This is a genomic window from Streptomyces sp. CB09001 (genome assembly GCF_003369795.1).
In the GTDB taxonomy this organism is placed as follows: Bacteria; Actinomycetota; Actinomycetes; order Streptomycetales; family Streptomycetaceae; genus Streptomyces.
Genome location: NZ_CP026730.1, coordinates 6,949,513 through 6,973,775 on the forward strand (window position 1 = coordinate 6,949,513; position 24,263 = coordinate 6,973,775).

Here is a 24,263-nt window from a genome sequence, read left to right on the forward strand (position 1 = left end):
CATGTCCTCGTCCCAGCCCCTGAGCGGCGTCGTGCCGCCCGTCTGCACTCCCCTGGACGGGTCGGGCGAGGTCGACACCGCCTCGCTCGCCCGGCTCGTCGAGCATCTCGTCGGCGGGGGAGTGCACGGGCTGTTCGCCCTGGGCTCCAGCAGTGAGGTCGCCTTCCTCACCGACCGGCAGCGGGCCGTCGCCCTCGACACGGTCGTCGAGGCGGTCGCGGGCCGCGTCCCGGTCCTCGCCGGGGTCATCGACATGACCACCCCCCGGGTGCTCGTCCACGCCGAGGCCGCCCGCGAGTCCGGCGCCGACGCCCTGGTGGCAACCGCCCCCTTCTACGCCCGCACCCACCCGCGCGAGATCGCCGCCCACTTCCGCGCGATCCGCTCCGCCGTAGACCTGCCGCTGTACGCCTACGACCTCCCCGTCTCGGTGCACAGCAAGCTCTCCACCGCCCTGGTGCGCGAACTCGCCGAGGACGGCACGCTGGCCGGGCTCAAGGACAGCAGCGGCGACGAGGGCGGCCTGCGTCGGCTCGTCGTCGAACTGGGCGGACGCCACGGCCGCGCCGACGGTCCCGCCCCCTCCTTCAGCATCCTCACCGGCTCCGAACTCACCGTGGACGCCGCCCTGCTGGCCGGTGCCGACGGCGTCGTACCCGGACTCGGCAACGTCGACCCCGCCGGTTACGTCCGCCTCTACGACGCCGTGCGCGGCGGCGACCTGGACGGTGCGGCCAAGGAACAGGAGCGGCTCGTCGAGCTGTTCGGCCTGGTCGACGCGGGCCCGGAGAGCGAGATGGGCCGCAACTCCTCGGCCATCGGCGCCTTCAAGCACGCGCTGCGACTGCTCGGGGTGTTCACCCACGGCACCACCGCCGCCCCCCAGATCCAGCTGGGCGAGGCCTCGGTCGCCCGCGTCGAACGGCACCTGCGCGGCGCCGGCCTGCTGCCGGTCCGATGACCGCACGGCACCCCGACGCACCGGTGATCGGCCTCGACCTGGGCGGCACCAAGATCGCTGCCGCCCTGGTCGGGTCCGACGGCACCGTTCTGGCCCGGCACACCCTGCCCACCCCGGCGACCCGGGGCGCCGAGGAGGTCCTGGACGCGCTGGCCGGGGCCGCCCGCGAGGTGTGGGCGCCCGGCACCACCGCGATCGGCGTCGCCGCGGCCGGCGTGATCGACCCCGCCACCGGGACCGTCACCAGCGCCACCGACACGATCCGCGGCTGGGCCGGCACCGTCCTCGCCGCCGGTCTCGCCGGCCGTACCGGACTCCCCGTGGCCTGCGACAACGACGTACGCGCCGCCGCCGCGACGGAACTGGACGGCCCGGACGACGACGGCACCCTGCTGTACGCCGCCGTCGGCACCGGAGTCGGCGGGGCCGTCGCCGCCGCGGGACGCATGCTGCACGGAGCCGCCGGAATCGCCGGACACCTGGGGCACCTGCCCAGCCCGGAGGCCGACGGGCTGCCCTGCACCTGCGGAGCCACCGGCCACCTGGAGGCGATCGCGGCGGGCCCCGCCATCACCGCCCACTGCGCCCGGCTCGGCGGAGAACCGGCCGACCGCCTCCAGACCGTCGCCGACCGCGCCGCCCTGGGCGACCCGCACGCCGCGGCGGCCATCACGCTCGGCGCCCGCGCCACCGGCCGGGCCCTCGGCGGCCTCGCCAACGCGCTCGGCCCGCACCGCGTCGTCGTCGCCGGCGGCGTGCCCCGCATCGGCGCCCTGTACTGGGACGCCCTGTGCGCGGCCTTCGCCGCGGAACTCATGCCCCCGCTGCGCGGCCTGCGCCCGCGCCCGCCGCGGAGCGGCGCCGACGCCGCGGCCCTCGGGGCGGCCGCCCTGACCCGCACCCTGCCCCTGCACCACCCCCACACCACCGGAGCACCGTCATGACCCCGTCCCCGACCGAGCCCGCCGCCCTGGCCGACCGGTTGAAGGGCCGCCTGATCGTGTCCTGCCAGGCACCCCCCGGCGATCCGATGCGCCACACCGGCACCCTGGTCCGCATGACCCTGGCGGCGCGTTCCGGCGGCGCCGCGGCCGTACGCGTCAACGACCCGGAGGTCGTCGCGGCCACCGTCGCGGCCGCCGGCCTCCCGGTGATCGGCCTGTGGAAGGACGGCGACAGCGGCGTCTTCATCACCCCGACCGTGCGCCACGCGCTGGCCCTGGTCGAGGCGGGGGCCGCGGTCGTCGCCGCCGACGCCACCGCGCGTCCGCGGCCCGACGGCAGCACCTTCGCCGAGCTGGTCGAGGCCGTCCACGCGGCGGGCGCCCTGGTCATGGCCGACGTGTCGACGCCGGGCGAGGGGCGCGCGGCAGCCGGCCAGGGGGCGGACTTCATCGGCACCACGCTGTCCGGCTACGTGCCGGGCTCACCGGTGCAGGACGCCCCCGACCTGGCCCTCGTGACCGACCTCGCCGGCGCGCTCGACACCCCGGTGATCGCCGAGGGCCGTATCGCCACGCCCGAGCAGGCCGCCCGGGCGCTCGCCGCCGGTGCGCACAGCGTCGTCGTCGGCACCGCCATCACCGCGCCGACCGCGCTGACCCGGCTCTTCGCGGACGCCCTGGCCCCCGGACCGGATCCGTCCGGGGACCGGACCTGACGCGGCCTGATCAGACCGCCGGAGCCGGGTACGTCGGGTACTCCACCCCGGAGACGTGCTGCACGACGCGGACGACCTGGCAGGAGTAGCCGAACTCGTTGTCGTACCAGAGGTAGAGGATCGCGTTGTCGCCCTCGACCTTCAGCGCGCCCGCGTCCACGATCGAGGCGTGGCGCGAGCCGATGAAGTCGCTGGAGACGGCGTCGGGCGCGCCGATGAAGTCGATCTGGCGCTTGAGCGGCGAGGTCAGCGACACCTCGCGCAGGTGGTCCAGGACCTCTTCGCGGCTCGCCTCGCGGGCCAGCTGCAGGTTGAGGATCGCGATCGACACGTCCGGCACCGGCACCCGGATCGAGCTGCCGGTGATCCGCGCCTTCAGGTCGGGCAGCGCCTTGGCGACCGCGGAGGCGGCGCCGGTCTCCGTGATGACCATGTTCAGGGGCGCGCTGCGGCCGCGGCGTTCCGACTTGTGGTAATTGTCCAGCAGGTTCTGGTCGTTGGTGAAGGAGTGCACCGTCTCCACGTGACCGCGCAGCACGCCGTACTCGTCCTCCATCGCCTTCAGCGGCGGGACGATGGCGTTCGTGGTGCAGGACGCGCAGGACAGGATCCGCTCGTCCGGCTTGATGGTGTCGTGGTTGACGCCGTGCACGATGTTCGGGACGTCGCCCTTGCCCGGCGCGGTCAGCACGACCTTGTCGATGCCCGGACGCAGGTGCTTCGACAGGCCCTCGCGGTCGCGCCACTTGCCCGTGTTGTCGATGAGGATGGCGTCCTTGATGCCGTACGCCGTGTAGTCGACCTGCGTCGGGTCGTCCGCGTAGATCACCTTGATGGCGTTGCCGTTGGCGAGGATCGTGCGGTTGTCCTCGTCGACGGTGATCGTGCCCTGGAACTGGCCGTGCACGGAGTCGCGGCGCAGCAGCGAGGCGCGCTTGACGATGTCCTCGGCGGCCCGCTCCCCACCCCCGCGGACGACGATGGCGCGCAGCCGGAGCCCGTTGCCCGACCCGGCCTTCTCGATCAGCAGCCGGGCGACGAGCCGGCCGATGCGGCCGAAGCCGTACAGGACGACGTCGCGCCCCTCGCGCCGGTCGATCTTGTTGGCGCCGGTCGCCCCGGCGACGGCCTCGGCCGTGAACTCCTCGACCGACAGACCCCGGTCGTCGGTCCGGTAGGTCGCGGCGAGCATGCCGATGTCGATCTGCGAGGGACCGAGGTCCAGCGCGGTGAGCGCGCGCAGGAAGGGCATCGTCTCGGTGACCGACAGCTCCGCCCCGGCGATCTGGCGGGCGAAGCGGTGGGTCTTGAGGATGCTGACCACCGACTTGTTCACCAGGGAACGGCTGTGCAGCAGGATCGTGACGTCCTGCTCCCGGTGCAGCTTCCCGATCATCGGGATCATCGATTCCGCGGTCTCTTCGCGGTGCTTCCAGTTGGTGAACGAGTCGTCGTTGACAGTCACGTATCTATCTTTCGAGCTAGGCGGCGCTCATATGCTAACCCGACCGGGCTGGTGATCGATCAAGTGGGCCCCTCGCCGATCAGATGAGTGCGGGATCGCGTGTGCGTGGCTCGAACAGGGTTGTGCCGTGGGTGACCGGGTACGCGAGGCTGGACCGCGTCCGCGCCGATCGTCCGTGCGGGCCGCAATGCCGCCGCTACCAGGGAAACTGCCATGGAGACACCCGCGAACGACCACCCCGTGACACCCGCGCAGCGGGCACTGGACGCACTCGCCGAGGCCGCCGCGACCACCGAGTCCGCCGACAACACCGCGGCGCTCGACACGCTCGCGAGCAGCGACGTCCTGGTGCCGGTGCCCGACGACGCGAACGACCAGGACGCCGCCGACCCCGGCATGCTGGCGCTGCCGGTCCTGGAACAGCAGGGCGGCGGCCAGGTCGTGCCCGTGTTCACCTCGGAGCTGGAGATGGCCGACCTGCTGCCGTACGTCTCCCGCTACCGCATGGTGCCGCTGGGCGCCCTCGCCGCGCAGTGGCCCGCCGACGACCTGTCACTGTCCATCGACGCCGGCTCGGAGCACCGCCTCACCCTCACCTCGGACGGCGTGCGCACCCTGCTTGCCCGTCCCTGAGGCCGGGGCCGGAGGGCCCGCGTCCCGGGTCAGGGGCGGGGGCCCTCGTCGTCGTCGCCGAGCGCGCGGGCCAGCGCGGCCCGCTGCAGCGGCAGTATCTCGGCGTGCAGCTCCCGGCCCCTGGAGGTCAGCGTGACGTACACGCCGCGCCGGTCCTCCGCGCACATGGAGCGCCGCACCAGCCCGTCCTTCTCCAGCCGGGCGACGAGCCGGGACAGCGCGCTCTGACTGAGGTGGACCCGGTCGACCAGGTTCTGCACCCGGCACCGGCCGCCGTCGTCGGGCGCCTCGGCCATGAGGAGGTCGAGCACCTCGAAGTCGCTCGCGCCCAGGCCGTGCGGGTGCAGTGCCCGGTCGATCTCGCACATCGTGCGTGCGTGCACCGACAGGATGTCCCGCCACCGCTCCTCGAGCCGCGCACCGGCCGTCCTGGCTCCCATGACTGAACGGTAGCACCGGTACCGATATTGGTTGAATGTGCAAATGGCCCGGTTGGCGGACAGCTGGGCGCCGGCTGCGGGAAGGTGGCGGGACACGGTACGGGCGGGCCCGCAGGGAGGGAGGGCGAGATGCCGAGGACCCCCGTGCACGGCACGCGCCTCGACATCCTGGAGTGGCTGAAGGACCCGGCCGCGCACTTCCCGTCGCAGCGTCACGTCGACCCCGCGGAGCACGGCGTCCACGCGGGCGCCGTCGCCGCCAGGCTCGGCGTTTCCCGCCGGGCGGCCGAGACCCACCTCGGGCTCCTCACCCGACTCGGCCTGCTGCGCGCCAGCCGGATCGGCCGCCGCACCTACTACCGGCGCGACGAGGTGCGGATCGCCGAGGTGGCCCGGATGTTCGAGAAGGGATGGTAGTCGCGGAGGCCTCCCGGCGGGTCCCGGTCGACCTCCCGGAGTGACCAGAGCGCCGTCCCGGCGTTACGCTGAGCATCAGCGGCGGCCCGCAGGGGCGCCGCGCGGCGGTGGGGCCCGCCGTATCCGAACCGCGGCTCAGGCGCCGCCAACGGTCCCTACTTGACTTGCGCAGGGGGCATCCCCCTGCCCGGCGAGTAGGAGACGTACGACCATGACAGTCCCGAAGACCGGGCGTCCCGGCGGGATCCGGGCCACCGCCCCGAGACGGTCCGGGTGGCGCACCCAGGCACCGGTCGTCGCGGTCGTGGCCCTCGGCGGGGGCGCCGGCGCCGCCGCCCGCTACGCGGCCTCCCTGCGGTGGCCGACAGCGGACGGGGGCTTCCCCTGGACGACCTTCGGGGTCAACGCCGTCGGCTGTGCCGTGATCGGCGTGTTCATGGTGGTCGTCACCGAGGTCCGGCCCGCCCACCGCCTGGTCCGGCCCTTCTTCGGCACCGGTGTGCTCGGCGGCTTCACCACCTTCTCCACCTACGCCGTCGACAGCCGGTCCCTGTTCGCCGACGGCCGGGCCCCCACCGGCCTGGCCCATCTCGCCGCGACCCCGCTCGTGGCACTCACGGCGGTGTGGCTCGCCGCATGGGCGACCCGCCGGGTCCTGAAGTGGAGGCAATCATGACGAGGCTGACCGGCAGCGCCCTGCGCCTGACCGTCTTCGTCGGCGAGAACGACACCTGGCACCACCGGCCCCTGTACTCGGAGATCGTCCACCGCGCCCACGCGGCCGGCCTCGCCGGCGCCAGCGTCTTCCGGGGCATCGAGGGCTTCGGCGCCTCCTCGCTCATCCACACCACCAGACTGCTGTCCCTGAGCGAGGACCTGCCGGTGGCCGTCGTCGTCGTCGACACCGAGGAACGGGTCCGGGGCTTCCTGCCGCTGCTCGACGAACTCGTCACCGAGGGCCTGGTCACCCTCGACCGGTGCGAGGTCGTCAGGTACGAGGGCCGGAGGCGCTCGTGAACTGGCTCCTCGTCGTCGCGGGCGGCATGGTCGGCGCCCCGCTGCGCTACCTCACCGACCGGGCCGTGCAGTCGCGGCACGACTCCGTCTTCCCCTGGGGCACCTTCACGGTGAACGTGACGGGCAGCGTCGTCCTCGGCCTGCTGACCGGCGCCGCCCTGGCCGGAGCGGTCGGCTCCGACCTGCGGCTGCTGCTGGGCACCGGCCTGTGCGGCGCCCTCACCACCTACTCGACCTTCTCCTACGAGACCCTCCGGCTGGCCGAGACCGGTGCGCGCCTGCAGGCCGCCGTGAACGTCGTGGGGAGTGTGGCGGCCGGGCTCGCGGCGGCGTTCGCGGGGGTGACTCTGGCCGACGCGCTCTGGACCTGACGTCGGGCACACAGCTTGGTGTAGTAGGAACTGGATGCCATGAGCGCCATCAGCATCGGTCAGGCCGTCGTCCTCGGAGCCGTCGAGGGGGTGACCGAGTTCCTGCCCGTCTCCTCCACCGGACACCTCAAGATCGTCGAGGGGCTGATGGGCATCCCGGTCGACGACGACGCCGTCATCGGCTTCTCCGCGGTCATCCAGGTCGGCGCGATCGCCGCCGTGCTCGTCTACTTCTCCAAGGACATCGCGCGGATCCTCTCCGCCTGGGCGCGGGGACTGCGCGACCGGGAGGAGCGGTACCACCACGACTACAAGTTCGCCTGGTGGGTCATCTTCGCCACCATCCCCATCGTCCTCGTCGGCCTCGCCGCCAAGCCCCTGATCAAGGGTCCGCTCGCCTCGCTGTGGGTGGTCGCGGGCTCGCTGATCGTCGGCAGCGGTGTGATGTGGTGGGCCGACCGCACCGGCCGGCACAAGCGGGGCGAGGACGACACGTCCTTCAAGGACGCGATGCTGGTCGGCGGCTCCCAGATCCTCGCCCTGCTCTTCCCGGGCTTCTCCCGCTCCGGCGCCACCATGTCCACCGCCCTGATGCTCGACCTGGACCGGGTCGCCGCCACCCGGCTGTCCTTCTTCCTGGGCATCCCGGCCCTGACCGGAGCCGGACTGTACGAGCTGAAGGACGCCCTGGGCACGGGAGCGGGTGCCGCGCCGCTGGCGGTCGGCACCCTCGTCTCCTTCGTGGTGGCCTACGCCTCCATCGCCTGGCTGCTGAAGTTCATCGCCAAGCACTCCTTCAACGCGTTCGTCGTCTACCGGATCGCGGTCGGCGTCCTGCTGTTCGGGCTGCTCGGCACCGGCGTCCTGCACAGCTGACAGCTGACAGCTGACAGCCGCTCAGCGTGCGGCGCGCAGCGGCTCCCCGACGCTCCTCATGTGCCGCAGGGCCTCGCGGTGCGACGCCAGCAGCCCCGTCTGGTGGTAGGGCACGCCCAACTCGGCGCAGTACGCCTCGGTGATGGCCTGGGCCCGGCCGAGGGCCGGGGTCGGCATGCTGGGGAAGAGGTGGTGCTCGATCTGGTAGTTGAGGCCGCCCATGAAGGCGTCGACGAGCGCACCGCCCCGCACGTTGCGGGAGGTCAGCACCTGACGGCGCAGGAAGTCCAGCCGCATGCCCTCCTCGATCATCGGCATGCCCTTGTGGTTGGGCGCGAAGACCGAGCCCAGGTAGATCCCGAACAGACCCTGGTGGACGGCGAGGAAGACGAGCGCCTTGCCCGGGGAGAGGACCGTGAACAGGCCGCCGAAGTACACGGCGAAGTGGACGACGAGCAGCGTGCCCTCCAGGACCGGACGCTTCACGGCCCGGCTGCCCAGCGCCTTGAAGCTGTTGAAGCTCAGGTTGAGGCCCTCCAGTGTCAACAGCGGGAAGAACAGGGCCGCCTGGTGTTTGCCGATGAACCGCGGGAGTCCGGTCGCCCTGCTGGCCTGGCCCCGTGACCACACCAGGATGTCGGGGGAGACGTCCGGGTCCTTCTCCTCGTGGTTGGGGTTCGCGTGGTGGCGGGTGTGCTTGTTCATCCACCAGCCGTAGCTCATGCCGAGCAGCAGGTTGGCCGCCAGCAGACCGCCGGCCTCGCTGGGGCGCCGGCGGGTGAAGACCTGCCGGTGGGCGAGGTCGTGGGCCGCCAGTCCGAGCTGGCCGAAGACGACGGCGAGCGCGACCGCGACGAACAGCTGACTCCAGCTGTCCCCCAGGGCGACGAACGCGGCGACACCGCCGGCGAGCGTGAGGGCGACGGCGCCGAAACGGATCGTGTAGTACAGCGGGCGGCGCCGGAGCAGCCCCGCGTCGGCTATGCGCCGGGAGAGTTCGGAAAAGTCGCTTCCCCTTTCGCGATCCTTCTCCTGAGCGGGCGTGGGCAGGCTCTCGACGAGCACCGTTGGGTTGGCCATGCGCCACAGTATGTGGGCTGTCTCTCGGAGGGGGGATGGCGGCTACCTCCGAAGTGGGGGTGTGGCCAGCACCACCACGGTGCGGGGGACCACCCGCCGTCGGCATCCCGCCGTCCGGACCTCGCCGGAGGGAGAATGCCGATCATGAGCACACCGACGACCTTCCGGCCGGTCCTGGAGCGCATCGCCGAGGAGAACGAGCGGACGCCGGGCAGCGGCCGGCCCGCCGACTACATTCCCGCCCTCGCCGCCCGTGACCCCCGCCGCTTCGGCATGGCCGTCGCCGAATTGGACGGCACCGTCTACGGCGTGGGGGACTGGCGGGAGCCGTTCTCCGCGCAGTCCCTCACCAAGGTCTTCACCCTCGCCCTCGACCTGGCCAGGGAGGGCGACGCCCTGTGGGCGCACGTGGGCCGCGAGCCGTCCGGCAACCCGTTCAACTCCCTGGTGCAGCTGGAGTACGAGAACGGCATCCCGCGCAACCCGTTCATCAACGCGGGCGCCCTCGTCGTCACCGACCGGCTGCACACCCGCACCGGCGACGCGGCCGGCGAACTGCTCGCCTTCCTGCGCGCCGAGAGCGGCAACCCGGATCTGACCCACGACGAGGAGGTCGCCGCCTCCGAGGCCGCGCACGGCGACCGGAACGCCGCGCTGGCGCACTTCATGGCGTCCTACGGCAACATCGACAACCCCGTACCGGTGCTCCTGGACCAGTACTTCCGCCAGTGCTCCGTCGCCGCGTCCTGCGCCGACCTCGCCCTGGCCACCGGCTTCCTGGCCCGGCACGGCATCCGCGCCGACGGCACCCGGCTGCTCAGCCGCAGCCGGGCCAAGCAGATCAACGCGGTGATGCTGACCTGCGGGACCTACGACGCGGCCGGCGACTTCGCGCACCGGGTGGGCCTGCCGGGCAAGAGCGGGGTGGGCGGCGGCATCATCGCGGTCGTGCCGGGGCACTGCACGCTGTGCGTGTGGAGCCCCGGCCTGGACGAGCGGGGCAATTCGGTGGCCGGGGTGGCGGCCCTGGACCGCTTCACGACGCTCACGGGTCTGTCGGTGTTCTGAACGCGTGCGGCGTTTCCGTCAACTGCCGTCGTCCCGTACGAGCTTGAGCCGCAGGGCGAGCGCCATCACGCCCGCGCCGAGCCCCGCGACACCGAGGATCGCGCCCGTCTCCGGCCAGCCCGGAGTGTCCTCGGCCGGCTTCGCCGCGCTCACCGCCGAGGGCACGGCCTGCGGTCCGTGCGGTGCCCGGTCGCCCTCGGGGACCAGCGAGCCCACCGGGTCGACCTCGCCGGCCGCCTCGAAGCCCCAGTCGAGCAGTGCCCGGGCCTCCTCGTACACGGCGTGGCCGCCGCCCTCCTGAGGGTTCATCACCGTGACGACCAGGGTCCGTCCGTCGCGGCGGGCGGCGGCGATGAGCGTGTTTCCCGCGTTGCTGGTGTAGCCGTTCTTCACCCCGATCAGCCCCGGGTACGCCTCCACGCCGTCGGCCCCGGTGAGCAGCCGGTTGGTGTTCATGATCCCGTACGAGCTCCCGTCGCGGCCGGGGAACATCGCGTCGACCTTGCCGCAGTACCGCGCGAAGTCGGGACGCCGCAGCCCCTCCCGGCCGAAGACGGCCAGGTCGTACGCGGAGGAGACCTGCCCCGGGGCGTCGTAGCCGTCGGGCGAGCGGACGTGGGTGTCGCGGGCGCCGAGCGCGCGGGCCTCGGCCTGCATCCGGGCCGCCGTGGCGCTCCAGCCGCCGGTGAGCGAGGCGAGGACGTGCACGGCGTCGTTCCCGGAGTTGAGGAAGACGCCGTTCCACAGGTCGGAGACGCGGTACGTCTGGCCCTCGACGACACCGACCAGGCTGCTGCCCGGACCGATGCCGGACAGGTCCTCGGGGTCCACCTCGTGCCGGATGCCGCCCGGCAGGGCGGGCAGTACCGTGAGCGCGAACAGCGTCTTGAGGGTGCTGGCGGGCGGCAGCTCGCGGTGCGCGTCGTGCGCCGCCAGCACGTCGCCCGTACCGGCGTCGGCCACGACCCAGGACAGGGCGGAGACATCGGGGACCCGGGGCGCCGCGGGGTGCGGCCGGACCTGGGTGCCGGAGCGGTGCGGCGGCGACGCCCCGGCCGCCGCCGCACCGCCGGGCGGAGCCGGGTCGGGCCGCACCGCGCCGGCGGCAGCGGTGGCGGGCACGAGCGTCAGCAGCCCTGCCGCGCAGAGCATGCAGGTGGATCGAACCGCCCGGGATGAGAATCCGATAGTCATACCGCAAACGTAGGAACGGCCCCCCGCACCGCCACGCTGACCGGGCCGGGTCCGCCCCGCAAACACCCGGATGCCGTAGCGGCGGTGGCGGGGCGGTGTCAGCCGGTGGGCAGCGTCGGCCGGACCTGCCGCAGGAACGTGGCGTTGTCCGGCGTCCGGCGCAGCCGCTCCAGCAGGGTCTCCAGGCCGGACTGTCCGTCCCGGGTTCCCAGGGCCCGCCGCAGCCCGTGCACGGCGGTCGCCTCGGCGCCGGACAGCAGGAGCTCCTCGCGCCGGGTGCCCGAGCCGACCAGCTCGACGGCCGGGAAGACCCGACGGGAGGCCGGCTCCCGGCTCAGCCGCAGTTCCATGTTGCCTGTGCTCTTCAGCTCCTCGAAGTAGAAGTCGTCGGCACGCGAGCCGGTCTCCACCAGGGCGGTGGCGAGGATGGTGAGGGAACCGCCCTCCTCCGCCTTGCGGGCCGCGCCGAAGAACCGCTTGGGCCCCAGCAGCGCCCCGGCGTCGACGCCGCCGCTGAGCGTGCGGCCGCCGGAGGAGGCGGCGTTGTTGTGCGCCCTGCACAGCCGGGTGAGGGAGTCGAGGAGGATCACGACGTCCTCCCCGGCCTCGACGAGCCGCTTGGCCCGCTCGATCACCAGCTCGGCGAGCGCGATGTGCTGCTTGGCGCTCTGGTCGAAGGTCGAGGAGTACACCTCGCCCCGCACCGAGCGCCGCATGTCGGTGACCTCCTCGGGGCGTTCGTCGAGCAGCACCACCATCAGCCGGGCCTCGGGGTGGTTGCCGGCCACCGCGGCGGCGATCTGCTGGAGGAGGACGGTCTTGCCGGTCTTCGGCGGGGCGACGATCAGGCCGCGCTGGCCTTTGCCGACCGGGGCGATCAGATCGGTGACGCGTCCGGCGAGGCCGGCCGCCGGATGTTCGAACCGCAGCCGCTCGTGCGGGTGCAGCGGGGTCAGGTCGGCGAAGTGCCGCCGCTTGCCCTGCCGGTCGGGGGTACGGCCGTTGACGCGGACGACGTCGGTCAGGGTGCGCCGGTCGCCGCACACCCCCTCGACGAGGTCGCCCCTGCGCAGCCCGTGCCGGCGGATCAGCGCGGGGGAGAGGGCGGGGTCGGCCGGCTCGGGCTGCAGGTTCCTGCCGCGCAGGCGTCCCCTGCCGCCCGCCTCGATGTCGAGGACACCGCTCGCGATCTGGGCCGGGGACTGCTGTACAGGGGGGTGTTCGAGTGTGGTGGTCATCGAGGTCGGTCCTTTCGAGGACGCGGGCATGGGACATGCGGAAGGAAGGGGGAAAGCCGCGCGAGGGGGTCGGACGACACGCCTTCGGACGGCGGGGAACAGCACCTCGGACACGACGGGGACAGGGCCCCGCTCACGAGGTTGCGCTGAGAAGCGAACGCGCCGGTCGCGTCAGGACGGACGAGTCCGCGAACGGAGGGAAACTGGCACCGGCGCCCCGATCAAGCGGGGCGTACACAAGTGCTGAGTGCACCCTACCACGGTGCGCCGTGGCGGTGCGGGTGGGACAAGTCACGTCCCACCCCCTGCAACGCGGCCGGTGCGGATTCTGTTCCGGTTTCCGCGATGTCCCGTGCCGGGCTCAGCCCGCCGAACGCGTCCGAGTCTCCTGCGCCTCCTCCGCGATCCGCTCGAACTGCGCGGCCATGGCCGTCTGCAGGGCCTGGGCGCCCGAGAGCGGACGCACCATCACCGTCAGTTCGTCGATGCGGCCCGACGCGTCCAGGCGCAGGAAGTCGCAGCCGCTGATCTCGCGGTCGCCCACCCGTGCCGCGAAGAGCAGGGCGTGGTCGCGGCCGTCCGCCTCGCCGATGACCCGCTCGTAGCGGAAGTCCTCGAAGACGCGCTCGACCGCGCGCAGGATCGCCGCCGTGACCGCCTTGCCCCGGTAGGGCTTGAAGACGACGGGGCTGGAGAAGACCACGTCGTCGGCCAGCAGTGCTTCGACGGCGTCCATGTCGTGTGCCTCGACCGCCGCGCGGAATGCCCGCATCGCAACTCCTTCTTATACAACTATTTGAATAGGCGTGGAGTAGAGTAGTCGTCCTGGTCCCCGCTTGCTAGCGTGTCGACATGTCTCTCAAGTACGCCGTCCTGGCCGCCCTGCTCGAGGGCGAGGCCTCGGGCTACGAGCTGTCCAAGGTGTTCGACGTGTCGCTCGCCAACTTCTGGCCCGCCACGCCGCAGCAGCTCTACCGGGAGCTGGAGCGCCTGGCGGGCGACGGACTCATCGAGGCCCGGACCGTGCCGCAGGAACGCAGGCCCACCAAGCGGCTGTTCTCGCTCACCGAGGCGGGCCGGGAGCAGCTCGGCGCGTTCGCCGCCGCGCCGACCCGGCGGCCCACCGCCATCCGCGACGAGTTCCTGATCAAGATGCAGGCCATGGACGGTGTCGACCCGGACGCGGTCCGCGCGCTGGTCGAGGAGCGCAGGGCCTGGGCGCTGGGCAAACTCGCCCGCTACGAGCGGGTGCGGGAACGCCTCCTGGACGGCCGCACCGAGGAGGAACACCTGCGGGACGCCGACCGCGTCGGGCCCTACCTCACCCTGGCCGCCGGCATCACCTTCGAGCGGGAGAACGCCCGCTGGTGCGAGCGCGTACTCGCCGTGCTCGACGAGCGACGCGCTCCCGCGGGGCCCGCCGGACAGGCCCTGGGCTGACCGGATGTTCAGCCCCGAAGGCCCCACCCTGCGCGAACTCGCCGTCCAGGCACTGTCCTCGGTCGAGCGCGGCTACGACCTGCTCGCCCCGAAATTCGACCACACCCCGTACCGGACGCCGGACCGGGTGCTGGACGCCGTGGCCCGCGCGCTGGAGCCGCTGGGACCCTTCACCGCCGGACTCGACCTCTGCTGCGGCACCGGCGCGGGCGTGGACGTGCTCGCCCGGGTGTGCCGACAGGACGTGACCGGGCTGGACTTCAGCGCGGGAATGCTGGGCGTCGCGCGGCGGCGCACCCTGCCGCCGGGCCCGGCCGTCTCCTGGGTGCGTGCGGACGCCCGCGCCCTGCCCTTCGGCCCCGCCTTCGACCTCGTGGTGAGCTTCGGGGCGTTCGGCCACTTCCTGCCCCGCGAACTGCCGGGCCTGTTCGGCCAGGTGCGCTCCGTGCTCCGGCCGGACGGCTGCTTCGCCTTCCCCGTCGTCGCCCCGCCCCGGCCCGGCTCCCCGGGGTACTGGACGCTGCTCGGCTTCGACACGGCGATGCGGGTGCGCAACGCGCTGTGGCGGCCGCCGTTCGTCATGTACTACCGGACGTTCCGGCTCGGGGACGTGGGCCGCGAGCTGTCGCGGGCCGGCTTCCGGGCGGACCTGCACGCCCTGCCGGAGTTCGGACACCGCCCCGACGGCAGTCCGCGGGTCCGGCTCGTGGTGGCCCGGCGGCTCCCGTAGGGCGCCGGGTCAGCCGGCCGCCGGCAGGGTGAACTCGTAGACCAGGGCGTCCTGTCGGGTGTCCACCAGCAGGTCCGTGATCTCCAGGGGGCGCGCGTACTGGTCGTGCACCCGCCGCACGACCCGGACCGACGCGGCGTCGGGCTGGAGCGTGATGGTGTCCCGGTGATGCAGCGTCAGGCCCGCGCGGCGCATCCAGTCGTAGGCCCGCCGCAACTGCGCGCAGGCGACCCCGTCGGCCCGGTCGCGGTAGCGGGCCAGTTCCTCGACCTCGGCGAGCGCCACGGCGGAAAACGATGTCACCGCCGTCCGCCTGCCGTTGCCCCCGGCCGCCGCCGACGTGTAGTGGTGCACCAGGGTCGGCCGGCCGGGCACCAGCCCCAGCGCCGCGGCGTGCTCCGGCGGCGGGGCGCCCCAGACGACGGAGGCGCGGTCGCCGGTACGCGGCTCCGCCGCCCGGGCGCCCACCGGGAAGACCAGGGGAGCCGGACTTCCGGCCGGCGGCCCCGGCAGGGCGACATGACTGCCCCGTCGGTCGGTGGTGAGCAGACCGTCCCGGCGCAGCAGGTCCAGCGCCTGCCGCACGGTCTCCCGGCTGACTCCGAAGTGCTCCGCCAGCCGGCGCTCGCCGGGCAGCCGTTCACCCGGGGGGACGGTCCCGTCGCGCAACTCGCCGAGCAGCTGGTCCGCCACCCGTCGGTACAGGGGCGGCGTTGCGTCGGCGGGGGACGGATCGGCGGGGGGCTGCTGGTCGTGCGGGATGGTGCGGGCCATGCCGCGCCTCCTGTTGATGACGTACGGTAGCCGCGTGGGCTCGGTGCGCCACCAGGATTACCATTGGTCTAAACCAGCGGGGAAGTCCGGTCCGCCGGTTCGGCCGAAACACCACCCACGAACCTCAGGCGTGGCGGCTCAGCCAGCGCAGCTTCGCGGCCTCCTGGTACGGCCCGCCGCCCTCGTGATCGTTGAAGTCGTACACCTCGATCGTCCGGTCCTCGTGCGTCCAGGCGTTGAACGCGGCGAAAACGGTCGAGGGCGGGCAGGTCTGGTCCTCCAGGGCGGCCGAGAACAGGGCCGGGGCCCGGCCCCGCGCCGCGAAGTGCACGCCGTCGAAGTAGGACAGCGTGCGCAGCGCGTCCCCGGTCCGGCCGCGGTGGGTCTTCAGGTACAGGCCGACCTCACGGTAGGGGTGCCGGTCGGTGAGCGTGGTCGCGCGCGGGAAGTCGCACAGGAACGGCACGTCCGGCGCGACGGCCACCAGGTCCGGCACCAGGCCGCCCACCGCGATCGTGATGCCGCCGCCCTGGCTCGCGCCCAGCGCGACCGTACGGGCCGGGTCGGTCAGCGGGTGCGAACGGGCCGCCTCGACCGCGCGCACGGCGTCGGTGAAGACCCGGCGGTAGTAGTAGTTCTCCGGAGCGTCCAGACCGCGGGTCATGAACCCCGGGTACGCGGGCGTGCCGCCGACGGGGTCCGCGGTGCCGCCACCGCCGCCCCAGGCGCTGCCCTGGCCCCGGGTGTCCATCACGAAGTGGGCCCGGCCGGTGGACGCCCACAGCAGGTGCTCGTGCGGCAGCCCGCGCCCGCCGCCGTACCCGACGAACTCCACGACCAGCGGCAACGGCTCGGCCGCCGCGGCCGGCAGGATCAGCCAGCCCTTCACCGGGTGGCCGCCGAACCCGGCGAACGTCACGTCGTACACCCGCACCGTGGACAGTCCCGTGTCGACCGGTTCGAACCGGGCGTCCAGATCGTGCTCGCGGGCCTCGGCGAGCGTCTTGCTCCAGAACGCGTCGAAGTCCTCGGGTTCGGCCGACGCGCTGCGGTAGGCGTGGAGCTCGTCGAGCGGAAGGTCGAACAGGGCCATCGAGAACCGCCTTCGCGGAGAGACGCAGCAGACCGAACGGATGATCACACGGTACGTGAGCGGCTCGCGGAAACACCAGGTCCGGCCGCCCCTCGGGAACCGCGCGGGCGGGGGTGCCGTCAGGCCCGGCGGTGGGTCCACTGCGGCTCCGTGAGCGCCCAGTCGCGGTCCCACTCCGCCATCCGGTGACGCAGGGCCACCGCGCGTACGGCGCGGTGCGCGAGGAACACGGTGAGCACCGTCCCGATGGTGGTGAACGAACCGATGGTGGCGCTGTGCTGCCAGATCTCGGCGCCGTCCGAGGGCGGGGGCACGCTCTGGCCGTGGGAGTCCAGCCACACGTCGACGGTGTCACCGTGCCGGGTGTCGGCCGGCACCCGCGCCGTGGTGCTCTTCTCCGTGCCGTCCGGTGCCTTCCAGTGGACGGTCGCACGGTAGGAGTGCTGTCCGCCGAGCTGTCCCGTCGAGAGGGTGCCGGGGGTGCGGTCCACCACCGTGGCCCGGACCTCGTGCCGCTCCGCCCGCTGCTCGGCGACGATCGCCTGCGCCTGCCCGTAGCCCCACCACGCGGTGGCGGCACCGAGCGCCGGCGCGGCCACGAACAGCAGGAGGGCGAAGACCACCGCGGTCCACGCCTCGACGACGTCCGACCGGCGCCGCAGCGGATTGCGTCGCAGGCGCCAGCCGCGTACCCGGGTTCGCATGTCGACCTCCCCGCGATCACCGCGACCGGAGGAGCGGACGGACGGCCGTCGAGCGCGGGGGCCGCCGCGCCTTCGTGTCGCGCCATGTGTGCGAGTGCCCGCACTGGACTGGTACCCAGTCCTGCGGGCTCGCTCACGAACCTGGCGGGATCAGCCGAAGCGTTCGATCCGGATCCGGTCCACCGGCTGCCCGGCCGCCACCAGCAGCCGCGACGCGTGCTCCGCGAACGCGTTCGACCCGCACACGTAGGCCTCCCAGCCACCGGCGGGCGGCTCGGCGAGGAGCGGCGCCACGTGCGCGGACGTCAGCCGGCCCACGGGCGTCCCGGCGGGCGCGGTGCGGGTGAACACCGGCGTCGTCTCCGCGCCGAACTCACGGGCGTAGATCAACTCCTCGGGGCCGCGCGCGGACACGAGGAGCCGCAGCGGCACGGTGAGCCCCCGCGCCCGGTGGTGCCGCACCATCGACATCAGCGGTACGACCCCGGACCCGGCGCCGAGCAGCAGGGCGGGCCGGTCACCGGGCCAGGCGAAGAAGCCGCTGAGCGGGCCGCGCACCTCGATCTCGTCGCCGGGCCGGGCCACCGTGTGGAACCAGCCGGACACCTCCCCGTCGGGCACCCGGTCCAGGGTCAGCTCGACGTGCCCGGACTCGTCCGGGGCGGACGCCAGCGAGTAGTGGCGCTGGGCGCGGTAGCCGTCCTGGGCGGTGAGCCGCAGCATCAGGTGCTGGCCGGGCAGGTGGCCCGCCCAGCCGGGCACCGCGAGGCGGAAGGTCGACGCGCGGGGCGTCTCGCGGCGGATCTCGGTGAGCGTGGCCGTCCGCCACGCCCCGGCCACCCGGCCGTTCACCTCGATGCGCCCGGGCACGGCGAACCGCGTCGGGGGAGTGAAGGCCCCCGCCGCCGTCATGGGCGCGGCTGTCTCAGTCACCGGAGTACCGCTGCTCCTCCCAGGGATTGCCGCGGGCGTGGTAGCCGTTCTGCTCCCAGAAGCCCGGCTCGTCGTGGTCGAGCAGCTCGAGCCCCGCGATCCACTTCACGCTCTTCCAGAAGTACAGGTGCGGGACCACCAGCCGTGCCGGACCGCCGTGCTCGGGGGCGAGCGGCGCTCCGCCGTACTCCCACACGACCCAGGCCCGTCCGCCGGTGAGGTCGGCGAGCGGCAGGTTCGCGGTGTAGCCGGTGTGCGCGTGGGCGACGGCGTGCGTGGCCGACGGCAGCGGTCCCGCCGCGTCCAGGAAGGCGTCCAGCGACACGCCCCCGAACCGCACCCCGAACTTCGACCAGCCGGTGACGCAGTGGATGTCGCCCGCGTACCCGGACGCCGGAAGCAGGCGGGCCTGCGCCAGGTCCCAGTTGCGGGGCTCGGCCACCAGACCGCCCACGCGGAAGGTCCAGTCGGCGGGCGCGATCTCGGGCGTGACCTCGGCGGACAGCACGGGCCAGTCGTCGCCCGCGTCGTACTGGCCGGGCGGCAGCCCCGGCCGGGCGGCGCGCGGACGCCCGGTGAAGCCTCGGGTGGTGTTCATGCGGCGGGGCCTTTCGGGCCGTCGGGGCGGGCTGCCCGCGGCCGGCGTGATCAGTGCGTACCCGTCCAACCGTACGTGTCCGGCGGCGCTGCCCGGTCCCGCTCCTGCTCCGGGGCCGCATCCGGCCACGCGTTGTACCGCTCCAGATACGCGGCGAAGCGGAGCAGCTCCTCCTCGGGCCAGTCGGCGAGCCGCTCCCGGAAGGCGGCCCGCCGGCGCTCGGTGACCCGGTCCAGGACGCGCCGTCCGGACGCGGTCAGATGCAGCACCTGGACGCGGTGGTCGTCCGGGTCGACGCGCCGCTCGATCAGTCCGGCGCGCTCCAGGGCGGACACCTGGCGGCTGACGGTGGACTTGTCCAGGGCGTAGTGGGCGGCCAGATCCGTGGCCCGGCGGCCGTCCCGCTCCTCCAGATGCCCGAGCAACGTGTAGGACACCAGTGACAGCTCCGGGTGCATGCGTCCCGCCGAGGCGCGGGCCCGGCGGGCGAAGACCGTCATCTCGCGCTGGATGGTCTCCACGGCCGCGTCCGCGGGGCATCCGCCGGGAACGACGGTCGTCTCGTCCGGTGTCTCGGCAGCCGTCACAGCTCCTCCTCCGCGTTGCTGGTTGCACAGTACAACTCTGACGCGGAGGTCGCGGGAGCCGACGACGTGCGGGAGGCCCTCGTGGTCTGATCATTGGGGTAATGTGTCCGACGGCCGCGGATTGCCCCGGCCGTCGGACGACTGGGAGGTGAGACCGATTACCGCTGTGTCGGCCCGGGTGCTCTCACCTCACGGCAGTGCGGTCACCGGAAACAGGTGATCGCGAGAGCGCCCTTCGGTTCCCGAAAGGCTCTCGGCTTCCATGCCTCCCACTCTCCCCGCTTCGCCCACCCCGGCGTCCTCCTCCGCCGTCTCCGCTCTCTTCTCGGCGTCCCTCCCGTCGCGTGACGCCGTCGTGGCCGCGCTGCGCGCCGCCGGCTGCGTCTTCGCCGAGGACGAGGCCGCGCTCCTCCTGACCACCGCCCGCACCGCCGCCGAACTCACCGCACTGGTCGACCGCCGCGTCAGCGGCCTGCCCCTCGAACTCGTCCTGGGCTGGGCCGAGTTCCGCGGCCTGCGCATCGCGGTCGCCCCCGGTGTCTTCGTGCCCCGCCGCCGGACCGAGTTCCTGGTCTCCGAGGCCCTGGCCCACGCACCGGACGCGACCGTCGTCGTGGACCTGTGCTGCGGGTCCGGGGCCGTCGGAGAGGCGCTGGCGGCCGCCCTGGACCGGCCCGAGGTGCACGCCGCCGACGTCGATCCGGCCGCCGTGCGCTGCGCCCGCGGCAACCTCGCGGACGCGGGCGGCCGGGTGTACGCCGGTGACCTGTTCGACGCGCTGCCCGACGCGCTGCGCGGCCGGGTGGACGTCCTCGCGGCCAACGTGCCCTACGTGCCCACCGGCGAGGTCGCCCTGCTGCCCGCCGAGGCCCGCGACCACGAACCGCTGGTCGCCCTCGACGGCGGCACCGACGGCCTCGACGTGCTGCGCAGGGTCGCGGCCGCGGCGCCCGGCTGGCTCGCCCCGGGCGGCTGCCTGCTGGTCGAGACGAGCGAACGCCAGGCACCCGACGCCGTCGACGCCTTCACCCGGGCCGGTCTGACGACCCGCCTGGCGGTCTGCGAGGAGCTGTACGCCCATGTGGTGATCGGCGTCAGGGACTGAGCGTCTCGCCGCCGCGCCGCGCCGGTGGTGTGGCCCGGGCGATCAGCAGGGCCACGTCGTCGGAGTTCTCCGGCTCGTGCAGGGTGCGCAGCAGCAGGTCGCAGACCTCCTCCAGCGGGCGGTCCGGACCCTCCAGCAGGGCGAGGAGCGCGTCCAGCCGCTCGTCCAGCGGATGCCTGCGCGTCTCGACCAGGCCGTCGGTGTAGAAGACCAGCCGGTCGCCCGGTTCCAGGCCGACCTCGGTGGTGGAGAAGGCGACGCCGCCCACCCCGAGCGGCACCCCGGTGGGCAGGTCGAGCAGCTCGGGCGGCCGGCCGGCCCGCAGACGGACCGGGGGCAGGTGCCCGGCGTTGGCGATCAGGCACCGGCGCCGGTGCGGATCGTGGACGGCGTACAGGCAGGTGGCGATGGCCTGGTCCAGGCCCGCCGTGGTCCGCTCCAGGTGCCCGAGCAACTGCGCGGGGTCCAGCTCCAGGGCGGCCAGCGTGTTCGTCGCGGTGCGCAGCCGCCCCATGGAGGCCGCCGCCGCGATCCCGCTGCCCATCACGTCGCCCACCACGAGCGCGGTCCGGCCGCCCGCCAGCTCGATCACGTCGAACCAGTCGCCGCCGACCTCGCTGGTGCCCCCGGCCGGCTGGTAGCGGGAGGCGACCTCGAGACCGCCCGTCACCGGCGGATGGCTCGGCAGCAGGCTGCGCTGCAGGGTGAGGGCGGTGTCGCGGGCGTTCTGGTACCAGCGGGCGTTGTCGATCTGCAGCGCCGCCCGCGCGGCCAGCTCCCGGGCCAGCAGCAGGTCGTCCTCGTCGAACGGCAGGGGGTTGGAGATCCGCTTCAGCTCCAGGGCGCCGAGCACCTCGCCCCGCGCGATCAGCGGCACGGCCAGGTACGAGTGGACGCCCGCCCCGCGCAGCAGCTCGGCCGCCTCCGGCGAGCGGGCGATGCGTCCCAGGTCCTCCCGCGTCACCCGGGCCACCATCACCGGCCGGGCGGTGCGCACGCACTCGGTGACCAGGCGGTCCGGTCCGTAGCGGGCGACGCCGCCGGGCGGATCGGCGGCCCGCAGGGAGTCCCGCGCCCCGTCGTCCGCGCGAACGGCCAGCGCCCTGATCACCGCCGGTTCGGCCGGACCCAGGGTGCTGCGCCGGCCCCCCACCACGGCGTCCAGCAGATCCACGGCGGCGACGTCCGCGAGGCCGGGAACGGCCACGTCGGCCAGCTCGTACGCGGTGCGGTCCAGCCGCAGCGTGGTGCCGATCCGGGCGGAGGCGTCCGCCACGGCGGCGAGCCTGCGCCGCGCGCCCTCGGCCTCGGCGGCCGTCCGGTACTGCTCGGTCACGTCGACGACCGAGACGGCCACGCCCAGCACGGCCCCCAGGGCGTCCTCCAGCCGGTACAGCGACACCGACCAGGCGTGCTCCTCGTCCGGATCGGCGGGAGTCCGCCCGGTCGCGGGCTGGTCGACGACCGGACGTCCGGTCTCCAGCACCCCGCGCGCCGCCGCCTCCAGCGGGTCGGCGTCCACCTGCGGCAGCAGCTCACGGATCGTCCGGCCGAGGTGGTCCTCGGCGGGGATGCCGTTGAGCCGCTCCAGGGCCGGGTTGACCGAGACGTACCGCAGCTCGGTGTCCAGGACGGCCAGCCCGATCGGGGACTGCATGATCACCCTCGTGGACAGGGCCACGTCCCGCTCCAGCCGGCGGACCATCGACTGGTCGGCCGCGAGCCCCAGGGCGTAGACGTCCCCGTGGTCGTCGAGCAGCCGCATGTTGCGGAACTCCACCAGCCGGGTGCCGCCGTCCTTGTGCCGGACGGGGAAGGCGCCCGCCCAGCTCCGGCCGGTCTTCATGACGTCCCCGAACAGCTTCACGACCAGGTCGAGATGGCGTTCGTCGACCATGATGCGGGCGGCGTACTGCCCCAGCGCCTCCGGTGCGGACCAGCCGAACAGCTCCTCGGCCTGCGGGCTCCACAGGACGATCCGGCCCTCGGCGTCCAGCACGATCGAGGCGACGTTCAGCAGGTCGAGCAGCCCACTGGGCCGCACCGGTCCGCGCGGCGACGGCTCGCCCTCGAACCCGGCAGACCCCGCTGCAGCCATTCCACGCCCCGCCTTCACCGTCCCACGCGGCACGCCCTTCGCCGCCGCCCCCCCTGTTCTACCGCGTTCCACCGCGCGAAGGGCCGGTTCCGCCGGGGCTCCGCCGTCTCCTCCCAGCAGTTCCGCCGGGGCTCCGCCGTCTCCTCCCAGCATCTCCCCGCGGGCCGGGGACCGCCGCACGAGGCGCGTCCGGAGTTGGTCTGTACATGACTCTACGGACGGTCCAGACTGTGCGCCGAGTGTCTCCCGCCCGCCCGTGCCGCCCGCCACCCCCACCGAGGAGCCCCCATGCCCCTGCGCGCCCGGCAACGTTGTCACGCCGTCCTGACCGGACTCGCCGTCCTCGCCCTCTCCGTCGGCCTCGCGGGTCCGGCGCAGGCGGACGTTCCCGCCGCCGCGCCCGGTCTCGCGGCCGCCGCAGGCACCCGGACCGCCGACACCTGGACCGAGGTGGGCTCCGACCGCGCCGACCCGCTGACCGAGAGCCAGGGCCTGGCCTCGGTCGAGGTCCCGGCGGGCAGCCCCAACCGCTACACCGGGATCGGCACCATCCCGCTGGGCCTCAGCGTCCGCGGCTGGAACCACGTCGGCGACCCGGACGCGTCCTACGACGGCCACTACGTCGAGCCGTACCAGCGCGACGACGGGAACACGAAGATGTTCCGCGTACAGGCACCCGACGGGAGCTGGTCGGAGTACGTGCACACGCTGAGCCCCGGCGAGGCGCTGAACAACTCGTGGTCCGCCGTCTCGCCCGACGGGCAGTGGATGCTGGCGGGCGAGTGGGGCACCATGAACCGGCTGCTGGTCTTCCCGAACCCGGGCGTCAACCCCGCCACCTCGCCCTCGGCGAACCTCCCGCAGGCGGCCACCGTCCACCTGGACCACGCCGTGCGCGACGTCCAGGGCTGCGACTTCCTGGACGCCACCGCGCTGCTGTGCTCCTCCGACGACCCGGAGGGCACGCTCTTCGGCATCACCAAGCCGCTCCTGCGGATCGACCTGTCGGCCGCGCCGAACGGCACCGCCGACGTCACCGGACACGTCACCGCGCTGCGGCAGCTGCCCCTGCGCAGCGCCTGCTCGGGCGGCTTCGAGGCGGAGGGCATCGACTACGACCGGCGTACCGGCACCCTGCGCGTGATCGTCGTGTCGCCGGGCTTCTGCGTGCTGACGGACAGCAAGACGTACCGGTTCACCCGGGGCTGACCCGGCCCCTTCGCGCCGGGCCGCCGGTGGTGCTTTTCTGGTGGTATCGGCCAGAGCCGTTTCGGTCACGACCACGAGAGGGAGCGATCACGATGGACGGTGAGCGACTGCATCCGGAGTCCGTCTCGGTGGAGCTGAGCGGGTGCAGCAAGGAGGACGCCCGGACCGTGTTCGACACCCTGTGCGCGTGCTTCTCCTCCGACCGGCACGCGGGCGATGTGACCCGGGAGTACGACGAGGTGCGCCCGACCGTGTGGCTCGGCACCTTCGACGTGGCCGACGCCCAGGGGGGCGAGTGCGACCCCGCCCGGCTCGGGGCGTCCGTGGAGGCCGACGCGCAGGGCGGCTACTGGGCGATCGAGCGGCTGCGCACCACCCTGGACTCCCTGTTCACCGTGCGCGACCTGAGCCAGGCCTCCGGAGACCAGGAGCGGGAACTGCACGTACGGCTCGAGAGCCGCTGACGGAGCCCGCCGGTGCCGGTGTGGCGTGCGCCGCGTCTTTATGCAACTAGTTGCACAAGGGTGCGGCGGTCCTCTACAACAGAGGCATCACACCGCGCACGGAGGGCC

Annotated in this window: 28 protein-coding genes; 15 read left to right on the forward strand and 13 right to left on the reverse strand. The window is 73.6% G+C overall.

Annotated features, from left to right (window positions below; genetic code table 11):
* Position 1 precedes the first annotated feature (1 nt).
* From C4J65_RS31860 to C4J65_RS31870, 3 genes are read left to right on the forward strand one after another with little or no spacing between them, the layout of a single operon-like run.
* Positions 2-961 (forward strand): dihydrodipicolinate synthase family protein, encoded by a 960-nt coding sequence (locus C4J65_RS31860; RefSeq protein ID WP_115745536.1) that lies wholly within the window; start codon positions 2-4, stop codon positions 959-961.
* Complete coding sequence (locus C4J65_RS31865) at positions 958-1,905, forward strand: ROK family protein (protein WP_115745537.1); 948 nt, start codon at positions 958-960, stop codon at positions 1,903-1,905. Before C4J65_RS31860 ends, C4J65_RS31865 begins: the two co-directional genes overlap by 4 nt.
* A complete protein-coding gene (locus tag C4J65_RS31870) occupies positions 1,902-2,621 on the forward strand; it encodes a putative N-acetylmannosamine-6-phosphate 2-epimerase (RefSeq protein WP_115745538.1) in 720 nt (239 codons plus the stop codon). Before C4J65_RS31865 ends, C4J65_RS31870 begins: the two co-directional genes overlap by 4 nt.
* A gap of 10 nt (positions 2,622-2,631) precedes the next feature.
* Here the strand turns inward: C4J65_RS31870 and C4J65_RS31875 are convergent, their stop codons facing one another.
* The gene (locus C4J65_RS31875) at positions 2,632-4,086 is read right to left on the reverse strand and encodes a glyceraldehyde-3-phosphate dehydrogenase (protein WP_115745539.1); all 1,455 of its coding nucleotides are present in this window, start codon (positions 4,084-4,086) and stop codon (positions 2,632-2,634) included.
* Between the two features lie 213 nt (positions 4,087-4,299).
* Between C4J65_RS31875 and C4J65_RS31880 the strand changes: the two genes are divergently transcribed.
* Positions 4,300-4,719, forward strand: a complete 420-nt coding sequence (locus tag C4J65_RS31880) for an SseB family protein (RefSeq protein ID WP_115745540.1) — start codon at positions 4,300-4,302, stop codon at positions 4,717-4,719.
* Between the two features lie 29 nt (positions 4,720-4,748).
* On the opposite strand, the gene C4J65_RS31885 is transcribed toward C4J65_RS31880, so the two are convergent.
* Positions 4,749-5,159, reverse strand: coding sequence for a MarR family transcriptional regulator (locus C4J65_RS31885; RefSeq protein WP_115745541.1), 411 nt, complete (start codon positions 5,157-5,159; stop codon positions 4,749-4,751).
* 129 nt (positions 5,160-5,288) lie between these two features.
* Between C4J65_RS31885 and C4J65_RS31890 the strand changes: the two genes are divergently transcribed.
* The 5 genes from C4J65_RS31890 (at position 5,289) to C4J65_RS31910 (ending at position 7,840) form a co-directional block, all read left to right on the forward strand.
* Positions 5,289-5,576 (forward strand): helix-turn-helix domain-containing protein, encoded by a 288-nt coding sequence (locus C4J65_RS31890; protein WP_162833449.1) that lies wholly within the window; start codon positions 5,289-5,291, stop codon positions 5,574-5,576.
* 211 nt (positions 5,577-5,787) lie between these two features.
* Positions 5,788-6,252, forward strand: a complete 465-nt coding sequence (gene crcB / locus C4J65_RS31895; RefSeq protein ID WP_115745543.1) for a fluoride efflux transporter CrcB — start codon at positions 5,788-5,790, stop codon at positions 6,250-6,252.
* Positions 6,249-6,593, forward strand: coding sequence for a DUF190 domain-containing protein (locus tag C4J65_RS31900; RefSeq protein ID WP_115745544.1), 345 nt, complete (start codon positions 6,249-6,251; stop codon positions 6,591-6,593). Before crcB (C4J65_RS31895) ends, C4J65_RS31900 begins: the two co-directional genes overlap by 4 nt.
* Entirely contained in the window at positions 6,590-6,964 is a 375-nt protein-coding gene (gene crcB, locus C4J65_RS31905; RefSeq protein WP_115745545.1) for a fluoride efflux transporter CrcB, read from the forward strand. Before C4J65_RS31900 ends, crcB (C4J65_RS31905) begins: the two co-directional genes overlap by 4 nt.
* Positions 6,965-7,003: 39 nt before the next feature.
* Entirely contained in the window at positions 7,004-7,840 is an 837-nt protein-coding gene (locus C4J65_RS31910) for an undecaprenyl-diphosphate phosphatase (RefSeq protein ID WP_115745546.1), read from the forward strand.
* Between the two features lie 21 nt (positions 7,841-7,861).
* Here C4J65_RS31910 and C4J65_RS31915 read toward each other — a convergent pair whose 3' ends face one another.
* A complete protein-coding gene (locus tag C4J65_RS31915) occupies positions 7,862-8,920 on the reverse strand; it encodes an acyl-CoA desaturase (protein ID WP_205351101.1) in 1,059 nt (352 codons plus the stop codon).
* Positions 8,921-9,055: 135 nt separating this feature from the next.
* On the opposite strand from C4J65_RS31915, the gene C4J65_RS31920 reads away from it, so the two are divergent.
* The gene (locus tag C4J65_RS31920; RefSeq protein WP_162833450.1) at positions 9,056-9,988 is read left to right on the forward strand and encodes a glutaminase; all 933 of its coding nucleotides are present in this window, start codon (positions 9,056-9,058) and stop codon (positions 9,986-9,988) included.
* Positions 9,989-10,006: 18 nt separating this feature from the next.
* Here the strand turns inward: C4J65_RS31920 and C4J65_RS31925 are convergent, their stop codons facing one another.
* The 3 genes from C4J65_RS31925 to C4J65_RS31935 all read right to left on the reverse strand — a co-directional run bounded on the left by C4J65_RS31925 (position 10,007) and on the right by C4J65_RS31935 (position 13,192).
* Positions 10,007-11,182, reverse strand: a complete 1,176-nt coding sequence (locus C4J65_RS31925) for a serine hydrolase (protein WP_162833451.1) — start codon at positions 11,180-11,182, stop codon at positions 10,007-10,009.
* A gap of 98 nt (positions 11,183-11,280) precedes the next feature.
* On the reverse strand, positions 11,281-12,420 hold the full coding sequence (gene rho / locus C4J65_RS31930; protein ID WP_115745548.1) for a transcription termination factor Rho: 1,140 nt from the start codon (positions 12,418-12,420) through the stop codon (positions 11,281-11,283).
* A 361-nt stretch (positions 12,421-12,781) separates the two neighbouring features.
* Complete coding sequence (locus C4J65_RS31935; RefSeq protein WP_115745549.1) at positions 12,782-13,192, reverse strand: nuclear transport factor 2 family protein; 411 nt, start codon at positions 13,190-13,192, stop codon at positions 12,782-12,784.
* 80 nt (positions 13,193-13,272) lie between these two features.
* Here C4J65_RS31935 and C4J65_RS31940 point away from each other — a divergent pair, with 80 nt between their 5' ends.
* Together C4J65_RS31940 and C4J65_RS31945 are read left to right on the forward strand one after the other, a co-directional pair.
* Complete coding sequence (locus tag C4J65_RS31940) at positions 13,273-13,860, forward strand: PadR family transcriptional regulator (protein WP_115745550.1); 588 nt, start codon at positions 13,273-13,275, stop codon at positions 13,858-13,860.
* A 4-nt stretch (positions 13,861-13,864) separates the two neighbouring features.
* Positions 13,865-14,590 carry a class I SAM-dependent methyltransferase gene (locus C4J65_RS31945; protein ID WP_115745551.1) on the forward strand — a complete coding sequence of 242 codons (726 nt, stop codon included), beginning with the start codon at positions 13,865-13,867 and terminating at the stop codon, positions 14,588-14,590.
* Positions 14,591-14,599: 9 nt separating this feature from the next.
* Here C4J65_RS31945 and C4J65_RS31950 read toward each other — a convergent pair whose 3' ends face one another.
* The 6 genes from C4J65_RS31950 to C4J65_RS31975 form a co-directional block, all read right to left on the reverse strand.
* A complete protein-coding gene (locus C4J65_RS31950) occupies positions 14,600-15,364 on the reverse strand; it encodes a winged helix-turn-helix domain-containing protein (protein WP_115745552.1) in 765 nt (254 codons plus the stop codon).
* A 124-nt stretch (positions 15,365-15,488) separates the two neighbouring features.
* Positions 15,489-16,457: an acetylxylan esterase gene (locus tag C4J65_RS31955; protein ID WP_115745553.1), complete on the reverse strand. Its 969-nt coding sequence runs from the start codon at positions 16,455-16,457 to the stop codon at positions 15,489-15,491.
* A 119-nt stretch (positions 16,458-16,576) separates the two neighbouring features.
* Positions 16,577-17,161 carry a hypothetical protein gene (locus tag C4J65_RS31960; RefSeq protein ID WP_115745554.1) on the reverse strand — a complete coding sequence of 195 codons (585 nt, stop codon included), beginning with the start codon at positions 17,159-17,161 and terminating at the stop codon, positions 16,577-16,579.
* Positions 17,162-17,311: 150 nt separating this feature from the next.
* Entirely contained in the window at positions 17,312-18,073 is a 762-nt protein-coding gene (locus C4J65_RS31965; RefSeq protein ID WP_115745555.1) for a ferredoxin reductase, read from the reverse strand.
* Between the two features lie 13 nt (positions 18,074-18,086).
* Positions 18,087-18,692 (reverse strand): sulfite oxidase-like oxidoreductase, encoded by a 606-nt coding sequence (locus C4J65_RS31970; RefSeq protein WP_115745556.1) that lies wholly within the window; start codon positions 18,690-18,692, stop codon positions 18,087-18,089.
* Between the two features lie 50 nt (positions 18,693-18,742).
* Entirely contained in the window at positions 18,743-19,279 is a 537-nt protein-coding gene (locus C4J65_RS31975) for a MarR family winged helix-turn-helix transcriptional regulator (RefSeq protein WP_115745557.1), read from the reverse strand.
* A 262-nt stretch (positions 19,280-19,541) separates the two neighbouring features.
* On the opposite strand from C4J65_RS31975, the gene C4J65_RS31980 reads away from it, so the two are divergent.
* The gene (locus C4J65_RS31980) at positions 19,542-20,384 is read left to right on the forward strand and encodes a putative protein N(5)-glutamine methyltransferase (protein WP_115745558.1); all 843 of its coding nucleotides are present in this window, start codon (positions 19,542-19,544) and stop codon (positions 20,382-20,384) included.
* Here the strand turns inward: C4J65_RS31980 and C4J65_RS31985 are convergent.
* Positions 20,374-22,482 carry a SpoIIE family protein phosphatase gene (locus tag C4J65_RS31985; RefSeq protein WP_115745559.1) on the reverse strand — a complete coding sequence of 703 codons (2,109 nt, stop codon included), beginning with the start codon at positions 22,480-22,482 and terminating at the stop codon, positions 20,374-20,376. The two genes, C4J65_RS31980 and C4J65_RS31985, sit on opposite strands and share 11 nt — an antisense overlap.
* Before the next feature lie 288 nt (positions 22,483-22,770).
* Here C4J65_RS31985 and C4J65_RS31990 point away from each other — a divergent pair, with 288 nt between their 5' ends.
* Positions 22,771-23,691, forward strand: coding sequence for a hypothetical protein (locus C4J65_RS31990; protein WP_115745560.1), 921 nt, complete (start codon positions 22,771-22,773; stop codon positions 23,689-23,691).
* A gap of 92 nt (positions 23,692-23,783) precedes the next feature.
* A complete protein-coding gene (locus C4J65_RS31995) occupies positions 23,784-24,155 on the forward strand; it encodes a hypothetical protein (protein WP_115745561.1) in 372 nt (123 codons plus the stop codon).
* Positions 24,156-24,263: the final 108 nt, after the last annotated feature.